12 protein-coding genes are annotated in these 19,221 nt (G+C 66.3%); 6 read left to right on the plus strand and 6 right to left on the minus strand.

Going from position 1 to position 19,221, the window contains the following annotated elements; all coding sequences use genetic code 11:
• Positions 1–145: 145 nt before the first annotated feature.
• Positions 146–970 carry a sulfite exporter TauE/SafE family protein gene (locus AC5SSZ_RS20420; protein WP_274837944.1) on the plus strand — a complete coding sequence of 275 codons (825 nt, stop codon included), beginning with the start codon at positions 146–148 and terminating at the stop codon, positions 968–970.
• 29 nt (positions 971–999) lie between these two features.
• A complete protein-coding gene (locus AC5SSZ_RS20425) occupies positions 1,000–1,695 on the plus strand; it encodes a FadR/GntR family transcriptional regulator (protein WP_495439788.1) in 696 nt (231 codons plus the stop codon).
• A gap of 10 nt (positions 1,696–1,705) precedes the next feature.
• Here AC5SSZ_RS20425 and AC5SSZ_RS20430 read toward each other — a convergent pair whose 3' ends face one another.
• The 4 genes from AC5SSZ_RS20430 to AC5SSZ_RS20445 form a co-directional block, all read right to left on the minus strand.
• Positions 1,706–2,737 carry an aminoglycoside phosphotransferase family protein gene (locus tag AC5SSZ_RS20430; RefSeq protein ID WP_495439790.1) on the minus strand — a complete coding sequence of 344 codons (1,032 nt, stop codon included), beginning with the start codon at positions 2,735–2,737 and terminating at the stop codon, positions 1,706–1,708.
• A gap of 98 nt (positions 2,738–2,835) precedes the next feature.
• A complete protein-coding gene (locus tag AC5SSZ_RS20435) occupies positions 2,836–3,063 on the minus strand; it encodes a DUF2798 domain-containing protein (RefSeq protein WP_065272240.1) in 228 nt (75 codons plus the stop codon).
• A gap of 120 nt (positions 3,064–3,183) precedes the next feature.
• Positions 3,184–3,936: a hydroxypyruvate isomerase family protein gene (locus tag AC5SSZ_RS20440; RefSeq protein WP_274867774.1), complete on the minus strand. Its 753-nt coding sequence runs from the start codon at positions 3,934–3,936 to the stop codon at positions 3,184–3,186.
• A gap of 197 nt (positions 3,937–4,133) precedes the next feature.
• Entirely contained in the window at positions 4,134–4,718 is a 585-nt protein-coding gene (locus AC5SSZ_RS20445; RefSeq protein WP_274829464.1) for a DUF1285 domain-containing protein, read from the minus strand.
• 64 nt (positions 4,719–4,782) lie between these two features.
• Between AC5SSZ_RS20445 and AC5SSZ_RS20450 the strand changes: the two genes are divergently transcribed.
• Genes AC5SSZ_RS20450 through AC5SSZ_RS20465 form a run of 4 tightly spaced genes read left to right on the plus strand, consistent with a single transcriptional unit; the run spans position 4,783 to position 11,541 of the window.
• Positions 4,783–5,790, plus strand: coding sequence for an AAA family ATPase (locus tag AC5SSZ_RS20450; RefSeq protein ID WP_274829463.1), 1,008 nt, complete (start codon positions 4,783–4,785; stop codon positions 5,788–5,790).
• Positions 5,787–6,698, plus strand: a complete 912-nt coding sequence (locus AC5SSZ_RS20455) for a DUF58 domain-containing protein (RefSeq protein ID WP_274837940.1) — start codon at positions 5,787–5,789, stop codon at positions 6,696–6,698. Before AC5SSZ_RS20450 ends, AC5SSZ_RS20455 begins: the two co-directional genes overlap by 4 nt.
• Positions 6,695–9,478, plus strand: coding sequence for a DUF4159 domain-containing protein (locus tag AC5SSZ_RS20460; protein WP_495439793.1), 2,784 nt, complete (start codon positions 6,695–6,697; stop codon positions 9,476–9,478). Before AC5SSZ_RS20455 ends, AC5SSZ_RS20460 begins: the two co-directional genes overlap by 4 nt.
• An 11-nt stretch (positions 9,479–9,489) precedes the next feature.
• Positions 9,490–11,541 (plus strand): hypothetical protein, encoded by a 2,052-nt coding sequence (locus AC5SSZ_RS20465; RefSeq protein ID WP_495439794.1) that lies wholly within the window; start codon positions 9,490–9,492, stop codon positions 11,539–11,541.
• 20 nt (positions 11,542–11,561) lie between these two features.
• Here the strand turns inward: AC5SSZ_RS20465 and pbpC are convergent, their stop codons facing one another.
• Both pbpC and AC5SSZ_RS20475 read right to left on the minus strand, forming a co-directional pair.
• Positions 11,562–13,580 (minus strand): penicillin-binding protein 1C, encoded by a 2,019-nt coding sequence (pbpC, locus tag AC5SSZ_RS20470; protein ID WP_495439795.1) that lies wholly within the window; start codon positions 13,578–13,580, stop codon positions 11,562–11,564.
• Between the two features lie 98 nt (positions 13,581–13,678).
• Entirely contained in the window at positions 13,679–19,120 is a 5,442-nt protein-coding gene (locus AC5SSZ_RS20475) for an alpha-2-macroglobulin family protein (RefSeq protein ID WP_495439797.1), read from the minus strand.
• Positions 19,121–19,221 lie beyond the last annotated feature (101 nt).

Genomic DNA, 19,221 nt, shown 5'->3' on the forward strand with positions numbered 1-19,221 from the left:
TTGACAGCCGGGGCCCGTTCCGCGATGTATCGCAACCAATTCAGAATTGGTTGCGCTCCTCATCTTGCCATATGATGACAGGGGCGCGGCCGGATTTCCGACAGCACCCGCCCTGTAGCGCTCACCACCCGAAAGACGATCTCTCATGTTTGAACTCGAAACCCTCCTCCCATTGGTCGCCGTTGCGGCTGGCTCTGGTATCATCGGCGGTATCCTTGCCGGCCTTCTTGGCGTTGGCGGCGGCATCGTCATCGTGCCCGCGCTTTACTTCGCCCTGTCGCTGACCGGGATGGAACCCGCGCTGACCATGCAGGTCGCGGTGGGCACCTCGCTGTCGACCATCGTCTTTACCTCGCTGTCCTCGGGCTATGGCCACTACAAGAAAGGCGCCATCGACATGGCGTTGCTGCGGCTCTGGGCACCGTCGATCCTTGTGGGCGTGGTCATCGGCGGCGTGCTGGGCGGTATCGTTTCGGGGCAGGTGCTGATCGCGGTCTTTGCCACGGTGGCGGTGATCGTCGCGCTCGACATGATCCTGCGCAAGGCGCAAGACAGCGACACTCCGCGCAGCTTTTCCAAACCGGTCTGGGCCGGGCTTGGCGTCGTGGCCGGGTCGATTTCGGCGATGATGGGTATCGGCGGCGGCACAGTTTGCGTACCGATGCTGAACTTCCTTGGCTATGACATCCGCAAGGCCGTAGGAACCTCTGCCGCAATCGGCTTTATCATCGGGGTGCCGGGCGCGCTGATCTACATGGCGACCGGTTTCGGCTCCGAAGGTCTGCCGCCCTTCTCGCTCGGCTATGTGAACCTTCTGCTTGCGGCGGTGATCATCCCGCTCAGCACGACCTTTGCCCGGGTTGGCGTAAAACTGGCCCATAGCATCCCGCGCCGGGCGCTGCGCCTGTCCTTTGGGCTGTTCCTGCTGATTACCTCCGCCCGGATGTTCAAAGACCTGTTTCTCGGTTGATCCGAGGCTGAACAGAGGCTGATCCTGCCATGACACCGCCCCCTGCCCCGCCTTCGGATACCGAGATCGCGGCGCGTCTGCGCCGGGAGATCGCCGAAGGCGCGCCGCTGAAGGATGGCCGCCTGCCGCCCGAACGGGAGTTGGCCCAGCGCCACGGTATCAGCAGGGCGCGGCTGCGTCGGGTGCTCGATCTGCTGGCTGCCGATGGCACCATCTTCCGGCGCCGGGGACAGGGCACATTTGTGCTGCCGCCCCCGGCCACCGATGCCGCACGCCTGAAACCGCTGGCGCGGCGGGTGACTCCGGCCGAGGTGATCGAGGTGCGCCTGTCACTGGAACCCCGCCTTGCGGCGCTGGCCGCGACCCGCGCCACCCCGCAGGAGCGCGCGCAATTCGCCCAGATCGCCGCGGCCACCCAATCCGCAGAAGATCAGCGCAGCTATGATGCGGCAGATGATATCTTTCACTACAAGATCGCGGAAATGGCGCATAACGCGCTGTTCCTGACCATGTACGAGGCGATCCGCAGCGTGCGTCAGGAGGCCAGCTGGATCCGCCCGCGCGCCGAAACCTACTCTGGCGCGGTGTTCGAGATGCTGGCGCAGCAGCACCAGGCGCTGGCGAGTGCGATCATCGAAGGCGACGAAACGCGCGCGGCAGAGGCAATGAAGACCCACCTGCACAGCGTATCAGAAACCCTGTCGCGGGCCGATCCGGCACCCTGATCCGGGGCGCTTATCCAGCCTTTGCCAGCGCCGGACCTGCACCACGCCAACCCGGCAGCGTCTGATCCAGATATGCGATCACTTCGGTCAGCCCGGCAGCATCCAGCCCCACCTGCATCTGGCGCAAGACGCGGGGCAGGAAGTGCAGGTAGCCGGGTTTGCCGTCGCGCTGATGCAGGCGCAGGAACACACCGGCAATGCGGGTATGGCGCTGCGCTCCCAGCAGGTGATAGCGCCGGGTGATCGCATCAGCGCCACCGGCGGCCTCCGGCGCGGCGGCGATGTAGCGGTTCAGCATTGCCTGCTCCAACCCCGGTTCCAGATCGCGGCGCGCATCCTGCAATAGCGATACAAGATCGTATTCTGCAGGACCGGTCACGCCGTCCTGAAAATCCAGCAGTCCGCAGCGGCGCACTCCGTCGCGGTCGCTGAGCTCCATCAGGTTGTCGACGTGAAAGTCGCGCAGCACCAATGTGCGCGGGCCATCCAGCACCGCAGCTAGCGGCTCCCGCCACAGATCGCGGAACTCCGCGTCGAACGCCTCCGGTTCGATGTCCGGGCGCAGCGTCGGCGCGAACCAGTGTGAGAAGATCGACAATTCCTCCAGCAGGGTCGCCAAATCATACGCTGGCACCTGCACCGATGCGGCCTGCGGATGATGGTGCAGGTGCAACAGAGCATCCACCGCGAGGGCATAGAGCATGCTCTCGTCCCGCCCGGCAGCCAGCTGCACGCTATAGGTCTGGGTACCGAAATCTTCGATCAGGGCCAGGCCGGTGTCCGGATCGGCGCCATAGACCTGCGGCGCGCTCAGGCCCAGTTCTGTCAGATGCCGCGCGAGAGACACGAAACCGGCAAACCCCGCCGGATCACTCGGATCCTGCATCAGCATCCTGCCGCGCCCCTCAAGCCGCATATACCGCCGCGCCGAAGCATCGCCAGGCAAGGGCAACAGGGTTGCATCCGTCTCTCCCTGCTTGGCCAGAAAGTCGGCGATGGTGGGATCCTGCTGAACGGAGGCAGAGGGCGGGGAAGACATCATAGGCAGGGCACCTTGCAGCAACAAAGGACGTGGGCCACAGGTCTGGAGGATTTTCGCCGTCCCGTCCAGCCATGCCGCCCGGTATGCGCGGTCAGCCCCTAGCCCTGTTTCACAAGCCCGTTCACAAAGCGCCGCACCAGCGGCGCCACCACCAGCACCACGCAGAAGGCCACTGGCCAGCTATAGAGCCAGGAGGTCAGCCAGGTATCAAAGGCCTGCGCGCTGAAACCACGCGTCCTGAGCGTTGCCACCATAATCACGATGCCCGACATTATCCCGGACAACAGGAAGCCAAACAGAACAGGCGCGAAACGGGCGGGCAGCATGGAAGACTCCTTGTTCACATTCCGGCAGGAATATGTGGCAGGGAGCAACCAATTGCCAGACCGAGGCGCGGGATCGTAATCCCGCGTGAACGCACCTGGAGAATTCTGGTCAAAAAACGCTCAGAGCATCCAGCCGAGACTGTCTTCGGTGCGCAGGGTCGAAGGCGTGTATTCCGCGCTGACCCAGCCCTTGTAGCCGCTGTCGTCGATGGCGGCGAAAAGCTCTTCGAAGTCGACGGGACCGGTGCCCGGCTCACAGCGCCCGGGTGCGGCGCCGATCTGCACGTGCACCACATGCTCCTTGAAGGTCTCCCAGACCTTCAGCGCATCGCCGTGGATCATCTGGGCGTGATAGGCATCGTATTGCAGCCCCACATTCGGGCGGTTCACCGCCTGCAGAACCTCAGCCGCCAGATTGTAGTCGTTCAGGAAGTAGTTCGGCTGGTCCCCGACATTCAGCGGTTCGATGGTGAACTGCTGCGTCGGCGCGCGATCAGCGGCCCACTGCAGGTTCTGGATAAAGGTCTGTTTCGCCAGATCCCCCGTCGCATAACCGGCCATGATGTGGATGGCGCCGGGGCGCAAGATCTCGGCGTAGCGCAGCACCCGGCGGATATCGCGTTGATACCGTTCCCCGCCGCCCGGCAGCGCCGCATAGCCGGGCATACCGCCAGTGTAATTCGGCGGCGGCGCGTTCATCAGCAACAATTCCAGCCCGTTCGACACCAGCGCCCGCTGGGTTTCCTTGGCCGCCAGTTCATAGGGAAACAGGATCTCAACCGCGTCGAACCCGGCCTTGGCCGCCGCTGCGAACCGTTCAAGATAGGGCAACTCAGCAAAGAGCATTGAGATATTCGCGGCAAACCTTGGCATCGGAGCTCCTGTCGTTTGCCGCAGATTTAAGGCCTCGCAGACTCGGCGCCAAGGGCGGGAAAACGGTGCATTAAACGCAACCGCCACAATATTGCCACAAAATCGACTCTATTTTACCCAAAATGCCAGAACCTGCTAACGATAGCTTAATTCGCACCCTGGCGACGCGCTGGAAAGGTGGGAGTTCTGGGGCGGTTTCAGCCTTGATCCAGCTCTGCCGATGGGATGACCGGGAAGAATTCCCCAGATGACCACAGGCCGAACCACCCGTCATGATGGCTACCCAGTTCGACCAGCCGGTAAAAGCTCTTGCGATCGATCAGCGCCTCAAGCCCGGCCCGGATCATCACGTAAGGCGACGGCTCGCCAGTCTCGGGATCCCGCACCACCCGGATCGGATGATCCGGCCCCGCCACGGCGCTGTCGCCGACATGGGTGGTGAAGGTCAGCACCTGATCCTCTCCCGCGCCAGAGGCTTCGAAATCGACTGCGACGAAAGGCGCATCATCCACGGTGATTCCGACCTTTTCGACCGGCGTCACCAGGAAATACTTGTCGCCTTCGCGTTTCAGGATCGATGAAAAAAGCCGCACCAGCTCAAACCTGCCGATGGGAGTGCCAAGGTAGAACCACGTCCCGTCCCGGGCGATGCGCATGTCCAGATCGCCGCAAAACGGCGGGTTCCACAGGTGGACCGGCGGCAAACCCTTGCCTTTCTTGGCCGCAGTGGCTGCGGCTGCTATGCCGTCGGCTGTCGGTGTCACGATGTTTTGTCCGCTCATTGTTTTTGCCATTTCCGTTGGGCGAGATACACTAAGACCATATACGCGCCGTGAAAGGAAAGTCATGTCCGAACCCGATGATCTGCTGGCCGACATCGAAGCGCTCGAAGCCAAGCTGCAACAGGCGCGGGAGTCGATCACCCGCCGTTTTATCGGCCAGGAGCGGGTCGTGGACCTGACCCTTGCCACTCTTTTGTGCGGCGGTCACGGGCTGCTGGTCGGACTGCCCGGCCTCGGCAAGACCCGGCTGGTGGAAACCTTGTCGACGGTGATGGGGCTGGATGGCAATCGGATTCAATTCACCCCTGACCTGATGCCGGCGGATATCCTTGGCTCGGAGGTGCTGGACACCGCCGCCGATGGCAGCCGCGCCTTCCGTTTCGTGCCGGGGCCGGTGTTCTGTCAGCTCCTGATGGCGGATGAGATCAACCGTGCCAGCCCCCGGACCCAATCGGCGCTGCTGCAGGCGATGCAGGAACGCACGGTGACCGTCGCGGGTGAAGACCGGCCGCTTGGCACGCCCTTTCACGTGCTGGCCACCCAGAACCCCATCGAGCAGGAAGGCACCTATCCCCTGCCCGAAGCGCAGCTGGACCGCTTTCTGTTCCAGATCGACGTGCAATACCCGGACCGCAAGACCGAGCGGGACATCCTGCTGGCCACCACCGGTGCAAGCGAGGCCGAGGCGCATCAGGTCTTTACCGCCGATGAGTTGATCGCCGCCCAAAACCTGCTGCGGCGCATGCCGGTGGGCGACTCGGTTGTCGAGATGATCCTGGACCTGGTCCGCGCCTTCCGCCCCGAAGAACCGGGCGCCTCGCAGCGCGTCGTCGATACGGTCGCCTGGGGTCCGGGGCCGCGCGCGGCCCAGGCCCTGATGCTGGCGGTGCGCGCCCGCGCCCTGCTGCAGGCCCGGCTGGCACCCAATGCCGAGGATGTGATCGATATGGCCCGGCCGGTTCTGACCCACAGGATGCAGCTCAACTTCTCGGCCCGCGCGCGGGGTGACAGCCTGGCCGATCTGATCGACAGCACCGCTGCCGAGCTGACCCGCACCGGAGCCGCCGCGTGACCCAGCCCGCCGCCTCTGACGCGTCTTCTCCCGTCGCCCCGGCCGCAGATCTGCGCCACCGGGCCGAAGGGGAGGCCAGCGCCCTGCCGCCGCTTCTGGTCGATGCGCAGATGTTGGCAGGTGCTGTCCTTTTGGGGGAGCACGGGCGGCGGCGCGCCGGAACTGGCGATGATTTCTGGCAATACCGTCCCCTGCAACAGGGCGACAGCCGCCGCATGATCGACCATCGGCGTTCGGCCCGGGGCGATGTGCAATTCGTGCGCGAACGGGAATGGCAGATCGCCCAGACGGTGCATGTCTGGACCGATCTTGGCGCCTCGATGCGGTTTTCCTCCAGCCCCGAATTGCCGCAAAAGATCGACCGCGCGCGCCTGCTGGCGCTGGCGGTGTCGGTCCTGATGCTACGCGGCGGCGAACGCGTGGGCCTCACTGGCGGTAGATTGCCCCCGCGCAGTGGCAAAGCGCAGATCCTGCGTCTGGCCGAGATGCTGAGCCGCGAGGACGACGCCGATTACGCACCACCCGAGCACCGCGCCATGGTGCCCCATGCCCGCGCCCTGTTCATCTCGGATTTCCTTGGCCCCTTTGACGAATTGCAGCTGGCGCTGAGCAAGGCCGCCGACCGCGGCGTGCGCGGGGTGCTGTTGCAGGTTCTGGACCCAAGCGAGGAAAGCTTTCCCTTTGCCGGGCGTACCCGGTTTCACAGCATGACCGGCGGGCTGGTGCATGAAACGCTGAAGGCCTCGGCCCTGCGTGACCGCTATCTGGACCGCATGGCCGAACGGCGCGACGCGCTGGAAGCGCTGTGCCGCACCGCAGGCTGGCGGCTGGGTCTGCATCACACGGGTGACAGCGCCCAGGCTGCGCTGATGTGGCTCTATCACGCGCTGGAAAGGTCCTCCGCATGACCCTGATTGCCGGTATCGGATTTGCCTATCCCTGGCTGCTGCTGGGCCTGCTGGCTCTGCCGATCCTGTGGCTGTTGCTGCGCGCTGTGCCGCCTGCACCGCGGCGGCAGGCCTTTCCCGCCGTGACCTTGCTCTTGGGCCTTGGCGATGACGAAAGCCTGTCCGACCGCACCCCTTGGTGGCTGCTGCTGCTGCGGATGCTGGCGCTGGCGGCAGCGATCATCGGTCTGGCCGGTCCGGTGCTGAACCCGGAAGAACGCGACAGCGGCAGCGGACCGCTGCTGGTGGTGCTGGATGCCACCTGGGCCGGGTCTGATGGTTGGGAGGAGACCCGCGATCAAATCACCGCGCGGCTGGAGGAAGCCGGGCGCGGCGACCGCACCGTCGCCGTCCTGCGGCTGAGCGATCCGCAACCGCTGCAATTCCTTGCGGCCAGCGACTGGGCTCGGCAGGTCGCCGGCCTCACCCCCAATCCCTGGCAACCGGCCCCGGATCAGGTGGATCAGGCACTCACGCATATTGCCGAAGCCACAGAAGCCTTTGACACGCTCTGGTTCAGCGACGGGCTGGACTATCCCGGGCGGGAGCGGCTGACCGAGGCGCTGACGGACCGCGGCGCCCTGCAGGTACTGGAGCAGCCCGGCGCCGCCTTTGCGCTGGCACCGCCCAGCTATGCTGATGGCGCGCTGGAACTGACGGTGGAGCGTAGCCTGCCCGGCCCGGCACTGGATCTGATGGTGCAGGCCCGGGGCCGCGATCCCGGCGGCACCCTGCGCAGCCTCGCTCAGGCCACCGCCCGTTTCGAGGCAGGCGCCACAAACGCCAGCGTCCGCCTGTCCCTGCCGTCCGAACTACGCGCCCGGATTACCCGGTTTGAACTTGCAGGCCAGCGCAGCGCCGGGGCCGTGGCCCTTGCCGATGACGGGCTGCGCCGCCGCGAGGTCGCGCTGATCGCCTCGGAAAGCGAAGACGAGGGCCTCGCGCTGCTGTCGCCGCTGCACTACCTCCGTCAGGCACTGGCGCCCACGGCGGACCTGCTGGAAGGCGCGCTCAGCGATCTGCTGCCCGCCAACCCCGATGTGATCATCCTCGCCGATGTCGCACGCCTGCCCCCGGCGCAGGAACAAGCGGTGATCGACTGGGTCGAAGAGGGCGGGTTGCTGGTGCGCTTCGCCGGCCCCCGTCTGGCCGCCAGCGATACCGCCCGCAGCGAGGAAGAACCGTTGATGCCGGTGCGCCTGCGCCTTGGCGGACGCAGCATCGGCGGCGCCATGAGTTGGGGTGAGCCAAAGACGCTGGCGCCTTTCGAGGATGACTCTCCCTTTGCCGGGCTGCGCACCCCAGAGGAAGTCACCGTCTCGGCGCAGGTGGTGGCCCAGCCGGACCCATCCCTTGCCGACCGGGTGATCGCCGCCCTTGGCGATGGCACCCCGCTGGTCACCCGCAAGCCGCTGGGACAGGGGCAGGTGGTGCTGTTCCATGTCACCGCCAATGCCGAATGGAGCAGCCTGCCGCTCTCTGGCCTGTTCGTGCAGATGCTGGAACGGCTAGCGGTCTCCTCCGCCGTCGGCACGCCCGAGGCAACCAGCCTGGAAGGCACCGTCTGGCGGCCCGTTTCCGTGCTGGATGGATTTGGCCGCAGCCGCGAGGCAGGCACCCTGCCCGGCGTGCAAGGCCCCGATCTGGTCGCCGCCCCGGCAGGCCCGGCCCTGCAGCCCGGCCTATATGATGGTGGCAATCAGACCCTCGCACGCAACGTTCTGCGCGCGGGCGACAGCCTGACGGCGGCGTCCTGGCCTGCCTCGGTTCCGGTTTCCGGCTACAGCGCGGCGCAGGAGCGTCCGCTTGGCGGCGCCTTGCTGGGGCTTGCCCTTGTGCTGCTGGCCCTGGATGTGCTGGCGACCCTGCTGGTCTCTGGCCAGTTGGCGCAACTGCGGCGCAGCACCGCCCTTGTGCCCTTGCTCGCGGCGGCGCTTGCGCTTGGCGCGATATCACCACGTCCGACCCAAGCGCAGGAAAGTGGCGCCGCCGATCCGGTCGCGCTGGCCGCCGAGCTGACGCTGGCGCATGTGCTGACCGGCAATCCAGAGGTAGACCGGATCGCCCGGGCCGGTCTGCAGGGCCTGTCGGATACGCTGTTCTTCCGCACCTCAGTCGAGCCATCAACGCCCGCCAGCGTCGATCTGGAACGGGACGAGCTGGCGTTCTTCCCTCTGCTTTACTGGCCGGTGACGGCGGATCAGAAAATGCCCTCGGCCGCAGCCTACACAAGGCTCAACGCCTACCTGCGCAGCGGCGGCATGATCCTGTTTGACACCCGCGACGCCGATCTGGCCGCCGTCGGCGCCACCAGCCCCGAGGCGCGCCGCTTGCAACAACTGGCGCTGGGGCTGGATATTCCGCCGCTGGAGCTACTGCCCCAGGACCACGTGCTGACCCGCACTTTCTACCTGCTGCAGGATTTCCCCGGCCGCCATCCGCGCGGCCCGCTTTGGGTCGAGGCCGCGCCGCCCGATGCAGAGCAAGACGAAGGCATCCCCTTTCGCACGCTGAACGACGGGGTGACACCGGTGGTGATCGGCGGCAACGATTGGGCCTCGGCCTGGGCGGTGGACAGCAATGGCCGCCCACTGCGCCCGGTCGGGCGCGGCTATGCCGGTGAGCGTCAGCGTGAGTTGTCGCTGCGCTTTGGCGTCAATCTGGTGATGCATGTGCTGACCGGCAATTACAAATCCGATCAGGTCCATGTTCCAGCGCTGCTGGAACGGCTGGGGCAATAGGGGCCACGACGATGACGCAGACGATCCTGTTCGACCCGCTGCTGCCCTGGCCCGTGATCTGGGCGCTCACCGCCGTGACGGTGCTGGGCCTAGCGCTGGCCATCTGGGCGCGGATGCGCGGCTGGCTGCTGCGCGCGGGCGCCGCCCTTGGCCTGCTGGCAATGCTCGCTGGGCCAGTGGTGCAGAACGAAAACACCGCCCCCTTAAGCGATATCGTGGTGGTGGTCGCCGATAAAACCGCCAGCCAGAGCCTGCCTGCCCGGCCCGAGCAGATGGCCGAGGCCGAAGAAGAGCTGAGTCAGGCGCTAGAGGCCCGCCCCAATACCGAAACGCGCTGGGTCACCCTGCCGGATGCCGCCGATGACAGCGGCACCGCCCTGATGCAGGCGGTTTCCGATGCGCTGGCCGATGCGCCGCGTGGCCGGATCGCCGGGATCATCGCCCTGTCGGACGGTCAGATCCACGATGCCGATCAGGCCCCCGAGCTGCCTGCGCCGCTGCACCTGTTGCTGACCGGCAAAGACAGCGACTGGGACCGCCGCCTTGTGGTGCGCAACGCGCCCGCCTTTGGCATCATCGGAGAACCCGTCACCCTGACGCTGCGGATCGAGGATCAGGGCGCCGCGCCCGACGCCGCCGCAACCGCGCCGCTGGAAATTGCGATCGATGGCGCCGAGCCGAAACGGTTCACCCTGCCGGTCGGTGTCGATTTCGAACTGCCCATCGCCCTGCCGCATGGCGGGCGCAACGTGATCGAATTCTCGGTACCCGAAGCTGCCGGAGAGCTGACTGCCCGCAACAACACGGCGCTGATCCAGATCAACGGCGTGCGGGACCGCCTGCGCGTGTTGCTGGTGTCCGGAGAACCGCACCCCGGCGGGCGCACATGGCGCAACCTGCTGAAATCGGATAGCTCGGTGGACCTGGTGCATTTCACCATTCTGCGCCCGCCGGAAAAACAGGACGGGGTGCCGGTGGATGAGCTGAGCCTCATCGCCTTTCCCACGCGCGAATTGTTTCTGGAGAAGATCGACGATTTCGACCTGATCATATTTGACCGCTACAAACGGCGTGGGATTCTGCCTGCGATCTATCTCGACAACGTCGCCGATTACGTGGCCAAGGGCGGCGCCGTGCTGATCGCGGCGGGGCCGGATTTCGCCAGCGCCGCCAGCATCTACCGCAGCCCCCTGTCGGCGGTCCTGCCCGCCAGCCCCACGGCGCGGGTCTTTGAACAGCCCTATCTGCCCCAGGTCACCGATCTTGGCGCCCGCCACCCTGTCACCTCGGGACTGAAACGGGAAAGCACAGACGGGACGTGGGGCCGCTGGCTGCGCCAGATCGATCTGCAGGAACCGCAGGGACATGTTCTGATGGAGGGTGTCGAGGACCGGCCGCTGCTGGTGTTGAACCGCGAAGGCGAGGGACGCGTGGCGCTGTTGGCCTCGGATCATGCCTGGCTCTGGAGCCGGGGCTACGAAGGCGGCGGGCCGCAGCTGGAACTGCTGCGCCGCCTTGCCCACTGGATGATGAAAGAGCCGGAGCTGGAGGAAGAGGTTCTGACCGCCGAGGCCACCGGACAGAAGATGCAGATCACCCGGCGCACGCTGCAGGACAGCATCGGCGCCGTCACCATCACCGCGCCGGATGGGTCCGAGACGGTGCTGGACCTGCAGGAACGGGCCCCCGGTGTCTGGCAGGGCAGCTATACGGGCGCCGAGATCGGCCTGTACCACCTCAGCGAAGGCGACGCCTCTGCCGTCATCGGACTGGGTCCGGCGGCGCCCCGGGAGTTCGGCGAAACCGTCGCCACCGGCGAGGTGCTGCGCCCGGTGGTCGCTGCGGCGCGGGGCGGTATCCTGCGGCTGGAGGACGGTCTTCCGCGTCTGCGCGATGTGCGCGAGGGGCGCCCGGCCGCCGGACGTGGCTGGATCGGTCTGACCCCGCGCGAGGCCTATGAAACCCTGTCGGTGTCACAGCATCCGCTGCTGCCTGCCTGGCTGGTGCTGCTGGTTATTGCCGCGCTGATCACCGCAGGCTGGCTGCGCGAAGGACGCGGCTGACCCCGGCCGCAGATCTGCTATCAGTCGATTTCGATCGCGGCCCGGGCCGAGCGGCCCGCCGCATCGACCACCACCAGATCGGAAAAACCAAGGCCGGGACTGGGGATTTCGAACTCCCGCGCCTGCTGCCCCTGCAGCACCGGTTTTCCATCCGCCAGTACCACGAAAGGCGCAGTGCCGCCGCGCAATTTGACCGGCAGCCCGGCGCCCTCCAGCGCCAGCCGGGCGCCATTCGGGGGGAACAGCATCTGCGGCGCATTCTCTGCCGGTTCGAATACCGCGTCCCGTGCCCGGAAGCGGCGCAGCGGCGCGGGCAATTCCGCCGCCGACAGGATCAGGGTCGAGGCGGGCGGCGGTGGCAGCGCGTCAAAATCGGGTTTCAGCAGACCAAAGGCCTCGAACAGCACCGGCGCTGCCAGATCACCGCCAAAGGCCCCCGGCACCGGCGTGCCATCCGCCCGGCCCATCCAGACGCCGATCACATGGCGCCCGTCCCAGCCCAGCGCCCAGGCATCGCGGTGGCCATAGGACGTGCCGGTCTTATAGGCCAGAACACCGGCCCGTGCCCCGGGTGGCGGCGCCAGCCCGCGCAGCACATCGCCCAGCTGCCAGGCCGCAACGTCCGATATCATCCGGGGGCGATCCTGCTGCGACGCCCCCCGCAGCACCCGCAGCGGCGGTCCCTGCCCGCCCGCGGCCAGCCCGGTATAGATCTGCACCAAATCCTGCAGCGAGGTGCCAAGCCCGCCAAGGCTGATCGCCAGCCCCGGTTTGCCACCGCCGGGCAATCGGGGGCTGGCACCGCCCCGGCGCAGGGCCGCCATCAGATGCGCCGCCCCCAGCTCGCGCGTGAGCTTTACCACCGGGATATTCAGGGACAGCTGCAACGCCTCGCGCACCCGCAGATCGCCACGAAAGACTCCATCAAAATTCTGCGGCGCGTAGCCGTCGAAATCCACCGGACCGTCATGGATCAGCGTCTCGGGGTGCACCAGCCCGCGATCAAAGGCCAGCCCGTAGACCAGCGGTTTCAGCGTCGAGCCCGGAGAGCGCAGCGCCTGTGTCATATCGACAAATCCCTGCCTCCCCTGATCGGCGTACCCGGGGGATCCGACCGAGGCGAGCACCTCTCCGCTCCGGTGATCCACGACCATCAGCGCCGCCGAGAGCCGCGCGCCACTGCGCCGCGCCGCCGCCTGTACCAGCTGCTCCATCCGCTGTTGCAGATCGGCCTGCACCGTCAGAGACAGGCGCCGGGCGCCGGGATTTACGGACAGGGCGCGGTCGGCCAGATGCGGCGCCAGCCGGGGCATCGCAGCCATCTGCCGGGGCAGGCGCGCCTTGGTTGCGATCTTGGCGCTTTCGCTGTCCAGAACACCATCAGCAACCATCCGCGACAGCACCTGCGCGCGTGCTTGTCGCGCGGCCTCGGGCGCCCGATCCGGGCGGCGGCTTTCCGGGGATTGCGGCAGCGCCACCAGCAACGCCGCCTCTGCAGCCGTCAACCTTCGCGGTTCCTTGCCCAGCCAGACGTAACTGGCGGCCCGCAGCCCTTCGATATTGCCGCCATAGGGCGCATGGGTGAGGTAGAGCCTCAGGATCTCTGCCTTGCTGAGGCGTCGCTCCAGCGCCAAGGCCACCCGGATCTGCCGCAACTTGCCGGACCAGCGCCCGGTCGAGCCATCCTCCAGCAGACGCGCCAGCTGCATCGTCAGCGTCGAGCCTCCCGATACCACCCGGCCATGCCACACCGCCTGCCCACCCGCGCGCATCAGTGCCAGAACATCCACCCCCGGATGCGACCAGAACCGGCGATCCTCATAGGCGATCAGCATCTCGGTGAACCGGGGATCGACCCGATCCAGTTGCAGCGCCATGCGCCAGATGCCATCCCCAACCGGGTAGACCCGCAACAGGCGGTCCTCGCGATCCATAACCTCGACCGAGGTTTCGGCAAGGGTCAGCGGCAACTCGGTATCGGCGACCCAGTCGTCGAACAGACGCCAGCCGATGCCCAGCAGCAACGCCAGGACCGCCACAGCCCACAGGCTGCCGCGCCAAAAGGAACCAGGACGGACAGAGACAACGCGCACTGACCGTTTGGTAAGCGCGCGCAAATATCTCCGCCAGCCGCCGGTCACCGGACCTGCACGCGGCCTGCGGCGGTGCGGGCGCGGTAGGCCGGACGATACATATCCTCGACCGAGGCTGCCGGGTGATGGAAGCTGCCCGGCGTCACAGCCCGCGTGACATAGGCCAGCTTCACGGTTTCGGTGCCGCCGATATCTACCGCTGCCAAGAAGCGGTCAGAGCGGAACTCTGCATGGGTTGCCTGATCCAGCTTCAGCCAATCGAGATCGCGCAGATCGCCCGAGCGCAACAGGTTCGGATTGTCGATCTCAAACCCCGCCGGAAGCGGATCATCCACCATCAGCCGGGCACCGGTGCCTTCATGCGGCACCACGCTCAGCACGGTCACGAAACGCGCCCCGGTTTCAAAGCTCAGCTCCGCGATCGGTTCGCCCTCCAGCGTGTAATAGCTGCGGTTCAGCGTGTAGCCATAGCCGCCCGCCTCGGGAGCGACTACGGGCACGCCAAGGGTTGTCAGGGTGATCTCGGTGCTGCGTCCCGAAGCTGCTGAAATGGATTTCCCCATGCCTGCCGCGCTGCCATCCAGCACCTCGACAAAAGGCCCGGCAACGCTTTGACCGTTGACCAGCAGACCGCTGTCTTCGGGGCTGGAGACCAGCGCCTGCGCCGCCAGCAGGGTCCATGCGGCCTCCTGCGTGGACATTCGGCTGCCATCCTCGGTCACCCGGGCCATCAGGTATTCCTGACTGACCGCTGCGCTTCCGGCCTCACTTGCCAGCGCCAGGACCGCGGCGGCATCACGGCGATGGGTGCCGTAGTCGACCCGCCAGACCGGGGTTTCTGCGCCGCTGCGGCCCAGCATCTGCGCCGCCCGCCCGAACATGCGGTCGGCGCGGGGTTGATCGCCATAGGCCGCCAGCGCTGCGCCCAGCTGCGCCGCCGCCAGCGGGGTGGCGAAATCGCCTGCCTTCACATCCGCATAGTAGCGCAGATCGCCCATAGCGGCGGCCCCTTCGCGGGCCAGCACCATCAGCGCATAGGCAATGTCCTCGCCTCCATTGTCGAAATCGGGGGCGTAGTTGATCCGGTTGCGCAGGTTGTCCATCGCCTGGGCAAAGGCCTGATCGGGCACCGCATAGCCCTGCGCCCGGGCGCGCGACAGGAAATCGCTGGCATAGGCATCAAGCCAGAAATCACCGCTTTCGGCGCGCCACAGGCCAAAGGCCCCGTTGCTGGCCTGCCGCGTCAGCACCTTGCGGATCGCCGCATCAATGCGCGCCTTCACAGCCGGTCCATTGCCCAGACCCGCCGCCTCGGCCACCGAAGAGAGATAGAGCAGCGGCATCGCCGTCGAGGTCACCTGCTCGGTGCAGCCATAGGGGTAGCGATCCAGCTGCGCCAGAAGACCTGGCACGTCGAACTTGGCCAAAGGTCCGGCAGAAAGCACCGCCCGCGCCGAGCCGGGCCGCAGTCCGGCAAAGACATCGGCGCTGAACTGGAAACTGTCGCCGCCCGATAGCCGGAAGCGTCGGGTCTGCGCCACGACGGGATCATTGGCCCGCACCGGCATTCGTAGCCGCTGCACCAATGGCAGCCCAGCGGGCGTCGTCAGGGTCAGCTCGATCTCGGGATCGCCCACCGCCTGCGCCGTCAGCGGCAATTCAAGCACCGCCTTGCCCTGCTCGGCCAGCGTCACCGCGCCCGGCAGGGGGCCAAGCGCCAGCTCCGTGCCGATGGCACGCGCCGACAGGGCCATCTCGCCCGCCGGTCCATCCGCATGCACGATCTCGATCCGGGCGCGACTGCTGTCGCCCGGCGCAAGGAAACGCGGCACGGTCGCGGTCACCACCACCGGATCGCGCACCAGCATGTCTGCCTCGGCCTGCCCGACCGCGCGCTTTGACCAGGCCACTGCCATCAGCCGCACGGTGCCGTTGAAGGCAGGCAGATCGATTGGGAACAGCGCCTCGCCATTGGCGTCCAGCTGCAAGGGGCCAGAGAAGACCGCCACCAGATCCTGCGTCGGCGGTGGCGATTGCATGCGCCTGCCGTTATCCGCATCACCGCCCGAACGCACCTGCCCCATCGCGCCATTTCCGGGATCAATCAGCCGCCCGTAAAGATCGCGCAGCTCCATCCCCAGCCGCCGCTGGCCGTGGTAATGCGCAGAGGGATCGGGGCTTTTGAAACCGGTGAGGTTGAGAATGCCGAGATCAACAGCGGCAACCGTTAGCCAGACCTCTTCCCCCGCTGCGGCCCCATCGACCCGGACCCGGGCCATTTCGGTGCCGCGCGGACGGGCGACCTCAGGCACATTGATAGCAACCGACAGCTCCTGCCCCGGCTGGCTCACACTGGCATGCGCCAGACCCAGCGCCCGCGCCGGTGTCCGGCTGGCCTTGCCGGTGACGGGCTGCAGCACGGTTGCCGTCACATAGGCGCCGCTGCCCCAGGCTTCGGTCACCGTGAGGGGGATCGTGCTTTCGCCTGCGGGCACTTCGACGGCCATGCGGTCAATCAGATGGTTGGACACCACCGAGATCAGCGCGGTGCCCCCAGCCCGGGGTACGATACGCAGACGGGCAGTATCGCCGGGCTGATAGCTTTCCGCATCCAGCGACAGTTCCAGCCGGTCCGGGGTCGCGGCGCTATCCGCCGGGGCATACCAACCTGCATAGAAATCAAGCGCCGCCGTCACCGGCGTGCCATCCAGACGTTCGATGACCAGCTCATAACGGCCCCACTCCACCGGCTCGGACAGGTTCACCGGTTCCTGCCCCAGCGTTGTCTCGCCGGTGGCGATGCGGGTGCGGCGGGTGGTCGGCTCCCAGTTCCAGTTGCCGTAAAGCTGATACCACTGATAGCGCGTTTCGACCCGGTTCAGGGTCCATTTCACCTGCATCGGCAGGGGGGTGAGGTCAGGGTTGAGGGCGATCACCTCGAACCCGGCTTCGCTGCCCTCGCCCACCACATCATCGAACAGGGGACGAATGCCGATCACCGGGGTTGCGGGCCGCACCGGCAAGGTCAGCTCGCGCTCGACCGGGCGGGCGGCGCCATCCATGACGCGGGTCACGATGGTCGCCTGCATCGGTTTGCCCATCGTCGCCGCCGCTGGCAGCGACACCACGACCGAGGCCTGCCCCGCCGCATCCGTTTTATCGCCGCCAAAGTAAGAGCGCTGCGGGCTGCCGGGCGCATCATAGCGGCCAAAGCGATACCCCGGCCAAGCCGCAACCGTGTCGCTGGCGCTGAGCCGCAGATCGCCGTCGATGGTCAGCCCCGACCCCGGCGCGCCAAACAGATAGCGGGCCGAAATATCAAGCTGCGCCGCCTCGCCCGGCACCAGTGCCGCAGCATTCGCGACAGTCTGTGTGAAGTCGATCCGTTCGGGCAGGAAATCCTCAACCAGGAGCTGCCGGGTGGCCAGCGCAGGGGCCTTGGGATCCGTTTTCAGGTCCAGACGCCAGGTGCCGCGCGGCGCGGACTGACCGATCGGTAAGTTGAACACATGCCCCCCGGCCTGTCCGCCGTCTGATACCTGACGGCTGTACTCGACCCCATCGGGACGGTGCAGGATTGCGGTCAGCGGCAGGTCGGTAATGGCGCGGGCACCACTATCGCGCGTCAGGGCGGTGACATGGATCACCTCCCCGGCCCTGTAGGCACCGCGATCCGTTGCCAGGAAGACATCCACCGGCCCCGGCGCGGGACGACCTTCGACCCCGCGATCCGACAGATCGAACGCTGCATCCTTCAGAGATAGAAAGGAAAAATCTTCTTCCCCCTGCTGCGCCATGACCATTGCCGGGGCAGCGGCGCCGCGCCCGCGCGACAGGCCTGGATCAAACCGGACATAGCCAGTGGCATCGGTCCGCGCCGTGGCCAGCACCGCGTTTGCATTTGAAATCAGCGTCACTTCGACATCCGCACGCGGCTTGGCGTCGGTGAGACCCTGCACCTGAACATGCAGCCCGTCCGCGCCGGACATGGTGCTGAGGCCCAAGTCCGTCAGCACGAACCATTGGGTCGCGCCGGGGTCCTCATACGGGTCGACGCCGGGCACACGGGCCGTCAGCGCATAAATCCCTACCGGTCGGTCAGCTAGAACATCAGCGAGCGGAATCCGGGTGGTCATATCCTGGTTCAGCACATCCTGAACGCTGGCCGTACCGGTCCAGACCTCCTGCCCGATGTCCGAGGCAAAGTATTCATCCTGCCAATGGGACAGCGGGCGGCCGAAATAACCTTCCTGCAAGGTGCGCAGCAGGTTGCGGTCGCTGACCTGCCGCAGTTGCAGCGCGACTTCGCGCAGGTTCACGGTCTCCACCGGCAGCGCCACCTGATCAGATTTCGCCAGTACATAGGCCCGGCCCGGGAAACGGACCGATGGGGTGCGGTCGCGCACGTAATGGGTCAGTTCGACCTCTTTGCTCAGGACCTCACCACTGGCCGCAGGCAGACCGCGCCGCAAAGCGATTCGGTAACGCTCGCCATGTTCGGCGCCATCAAGGCAAAGCTGGCGGCCATTTGCCTCGGCAGCCAGTTCGGCCCCGGCCCCTTTGACGTAATCGCCATAATCCACACCGCTGCGAGCCAGATCTTCGGAGAACTCCACGCAGATACGCGGCGTGGCGCTGTCGCTTTCTACCGTGCTGTCGGTGACGCGGAAGCCATATTTTCCGATAGCCTCATCCAGCAGCGCCGCAGTGTCGGCACGGGGCGCAAGATCCTGCGCCAGCCGCAGCACCGAAATCATGTCGCGGCCACGCCCCAGACTTTCCAGCGCCCGCCCGGCCGTCACCAAAGCCTCGGCCTGCGAAGGCGCAGCCTCGGCCCGCAGGTATCCGTTCAAGGCCGCAGCCAGCGCCTGCTGACGTTTGGCGTTCTTGTTCTGCTTGCTCTGGTCTGCGATTCGCAGCCACAGGGCGGAAACCTCGGTCCACAGGGCCGGATCATCGTTCACAGCGACTGCCGCGCTGAGCCAGCCAAGCGCGCTTTGCACCCCGCCTGACCGCGCCTGACCGCGCCCGGCGCGGATCATATCCTCCAGGGTTTCACCGCGGGATGGGTAGCGCAGACCAATCTCCCGGGCCTGCCGCAATGCCGCCTGCAGATCGGCGGGGTGCAGACGATCCAGCCGCCCTGCCCGTTGGGAGGCCACCGCCTGCTGCGCCGCAGATATTGGGCGTTTCAGCGCCGAAATCGCACCGGTGTAGGGCGTGGCCTCTTTCATTTCGGACTTTGGAAAACAGGCGTTTGCCTTTTTGTTATAAGAAAATCCGGCACAGGCCTGCTGCGCGCTGCAGGCCCTTTGGCAGGCGTTCAGATCCGTATCGAAAAGGGCCTGCAGATCGGATCCGTAATAGTCAGTATCCGCAAAGGACTGGTACCGCACCTGTGGCAAAACGGGATCCGGCCCCGCCTGCACCGACGCAGCAAGAAAACCGAGAAATGAAAGCAAAACAATAAGAAACCGATCCAACATGGCACCCTCCGAACTGAGGTTAAGCTTGCACGCACTTAACGCCATAGCAAGGTTTCCCGTCGTAACACCAATCATGGCCAATTTGCCGCCCGAGTTCAGGC

The sequence above is a fragment of the Phaeobacter sp. CC-HEC084 genome, assembly GCF_059429255.1.

Coding starts and splice junctions, on each gene's coding strand:
- AC5SSZ_RS20420 (WP_274837944.1), top strand. CDS start 146: ATGTTTGAACTCGAAACCCTCCTCCCATTGGTCGCCGTTGCGGCTGGC.
- AC5SSZ_RS20425 (WP_495439788.1), top strand. CDS start 1,000: ATGACACCGCCCCCTGCCCCGCCTTCGGATACCGAGATCGCGGCGCGT.
- AC5SSZ_RS20430 (WP_495439790.1), bottom strand. CDS start 2,737: ATGATGTCTTCCCCGCCCTCTGCCTCCGTTCAGCAGGATCCCACCATC.
- AC5SSZ_RS20435 (WP_065272240.1), bottom strand. CDS start 3,063: ATGCTGCCCGCCCGTTTCGCGCCTGTTCTGTTTGGCTTCCTGTTGTCC.
- AC5SSZ_RS20440 (WP_274867774.1), bottom strand. CDS start 3,936: ATGCCAAGGTTTGCCGCGAATATCTCAATGCTCTTTGCTGAGTTGCCC.
- AC5SSZ_RS20445 (WP_274829464.1), bottom strand. CDS start 4,718: ATGAGCGGACAAAACATCGTGACACCGACAGCCGACGGCATAGCAGCC.
- AC5SSZ_RS20450 (WP_274829463.1), top strand. CDS start 4,783: ATGTCCGAACCCGATGATCTGCTGGCCGACATCGAAGCGCTCGAAGCC.
- AC5SSZ_RS20460 (WP_495439793.1), top strand. CDS start 6,695: ATGACCCTGATTGCCGGTATCGGATTTGCCTATCCCTGGCTGCTGCTG.
- AC5SSZ_RS20465 (WP_495439794.1), top strand. CDS start 9,490: ATGACGCAGACGATCCTGTTCGACCCGCTGCTGCCCTGGCCCGTGATC.
- AC5SSZ_RS20475 (WP_495439797.1), bottom strand. CDS start 19,120: ATGTTGGATCGGTTTCTTATTGTTTTGCTTTCATTTCTCGGTTTTCTT.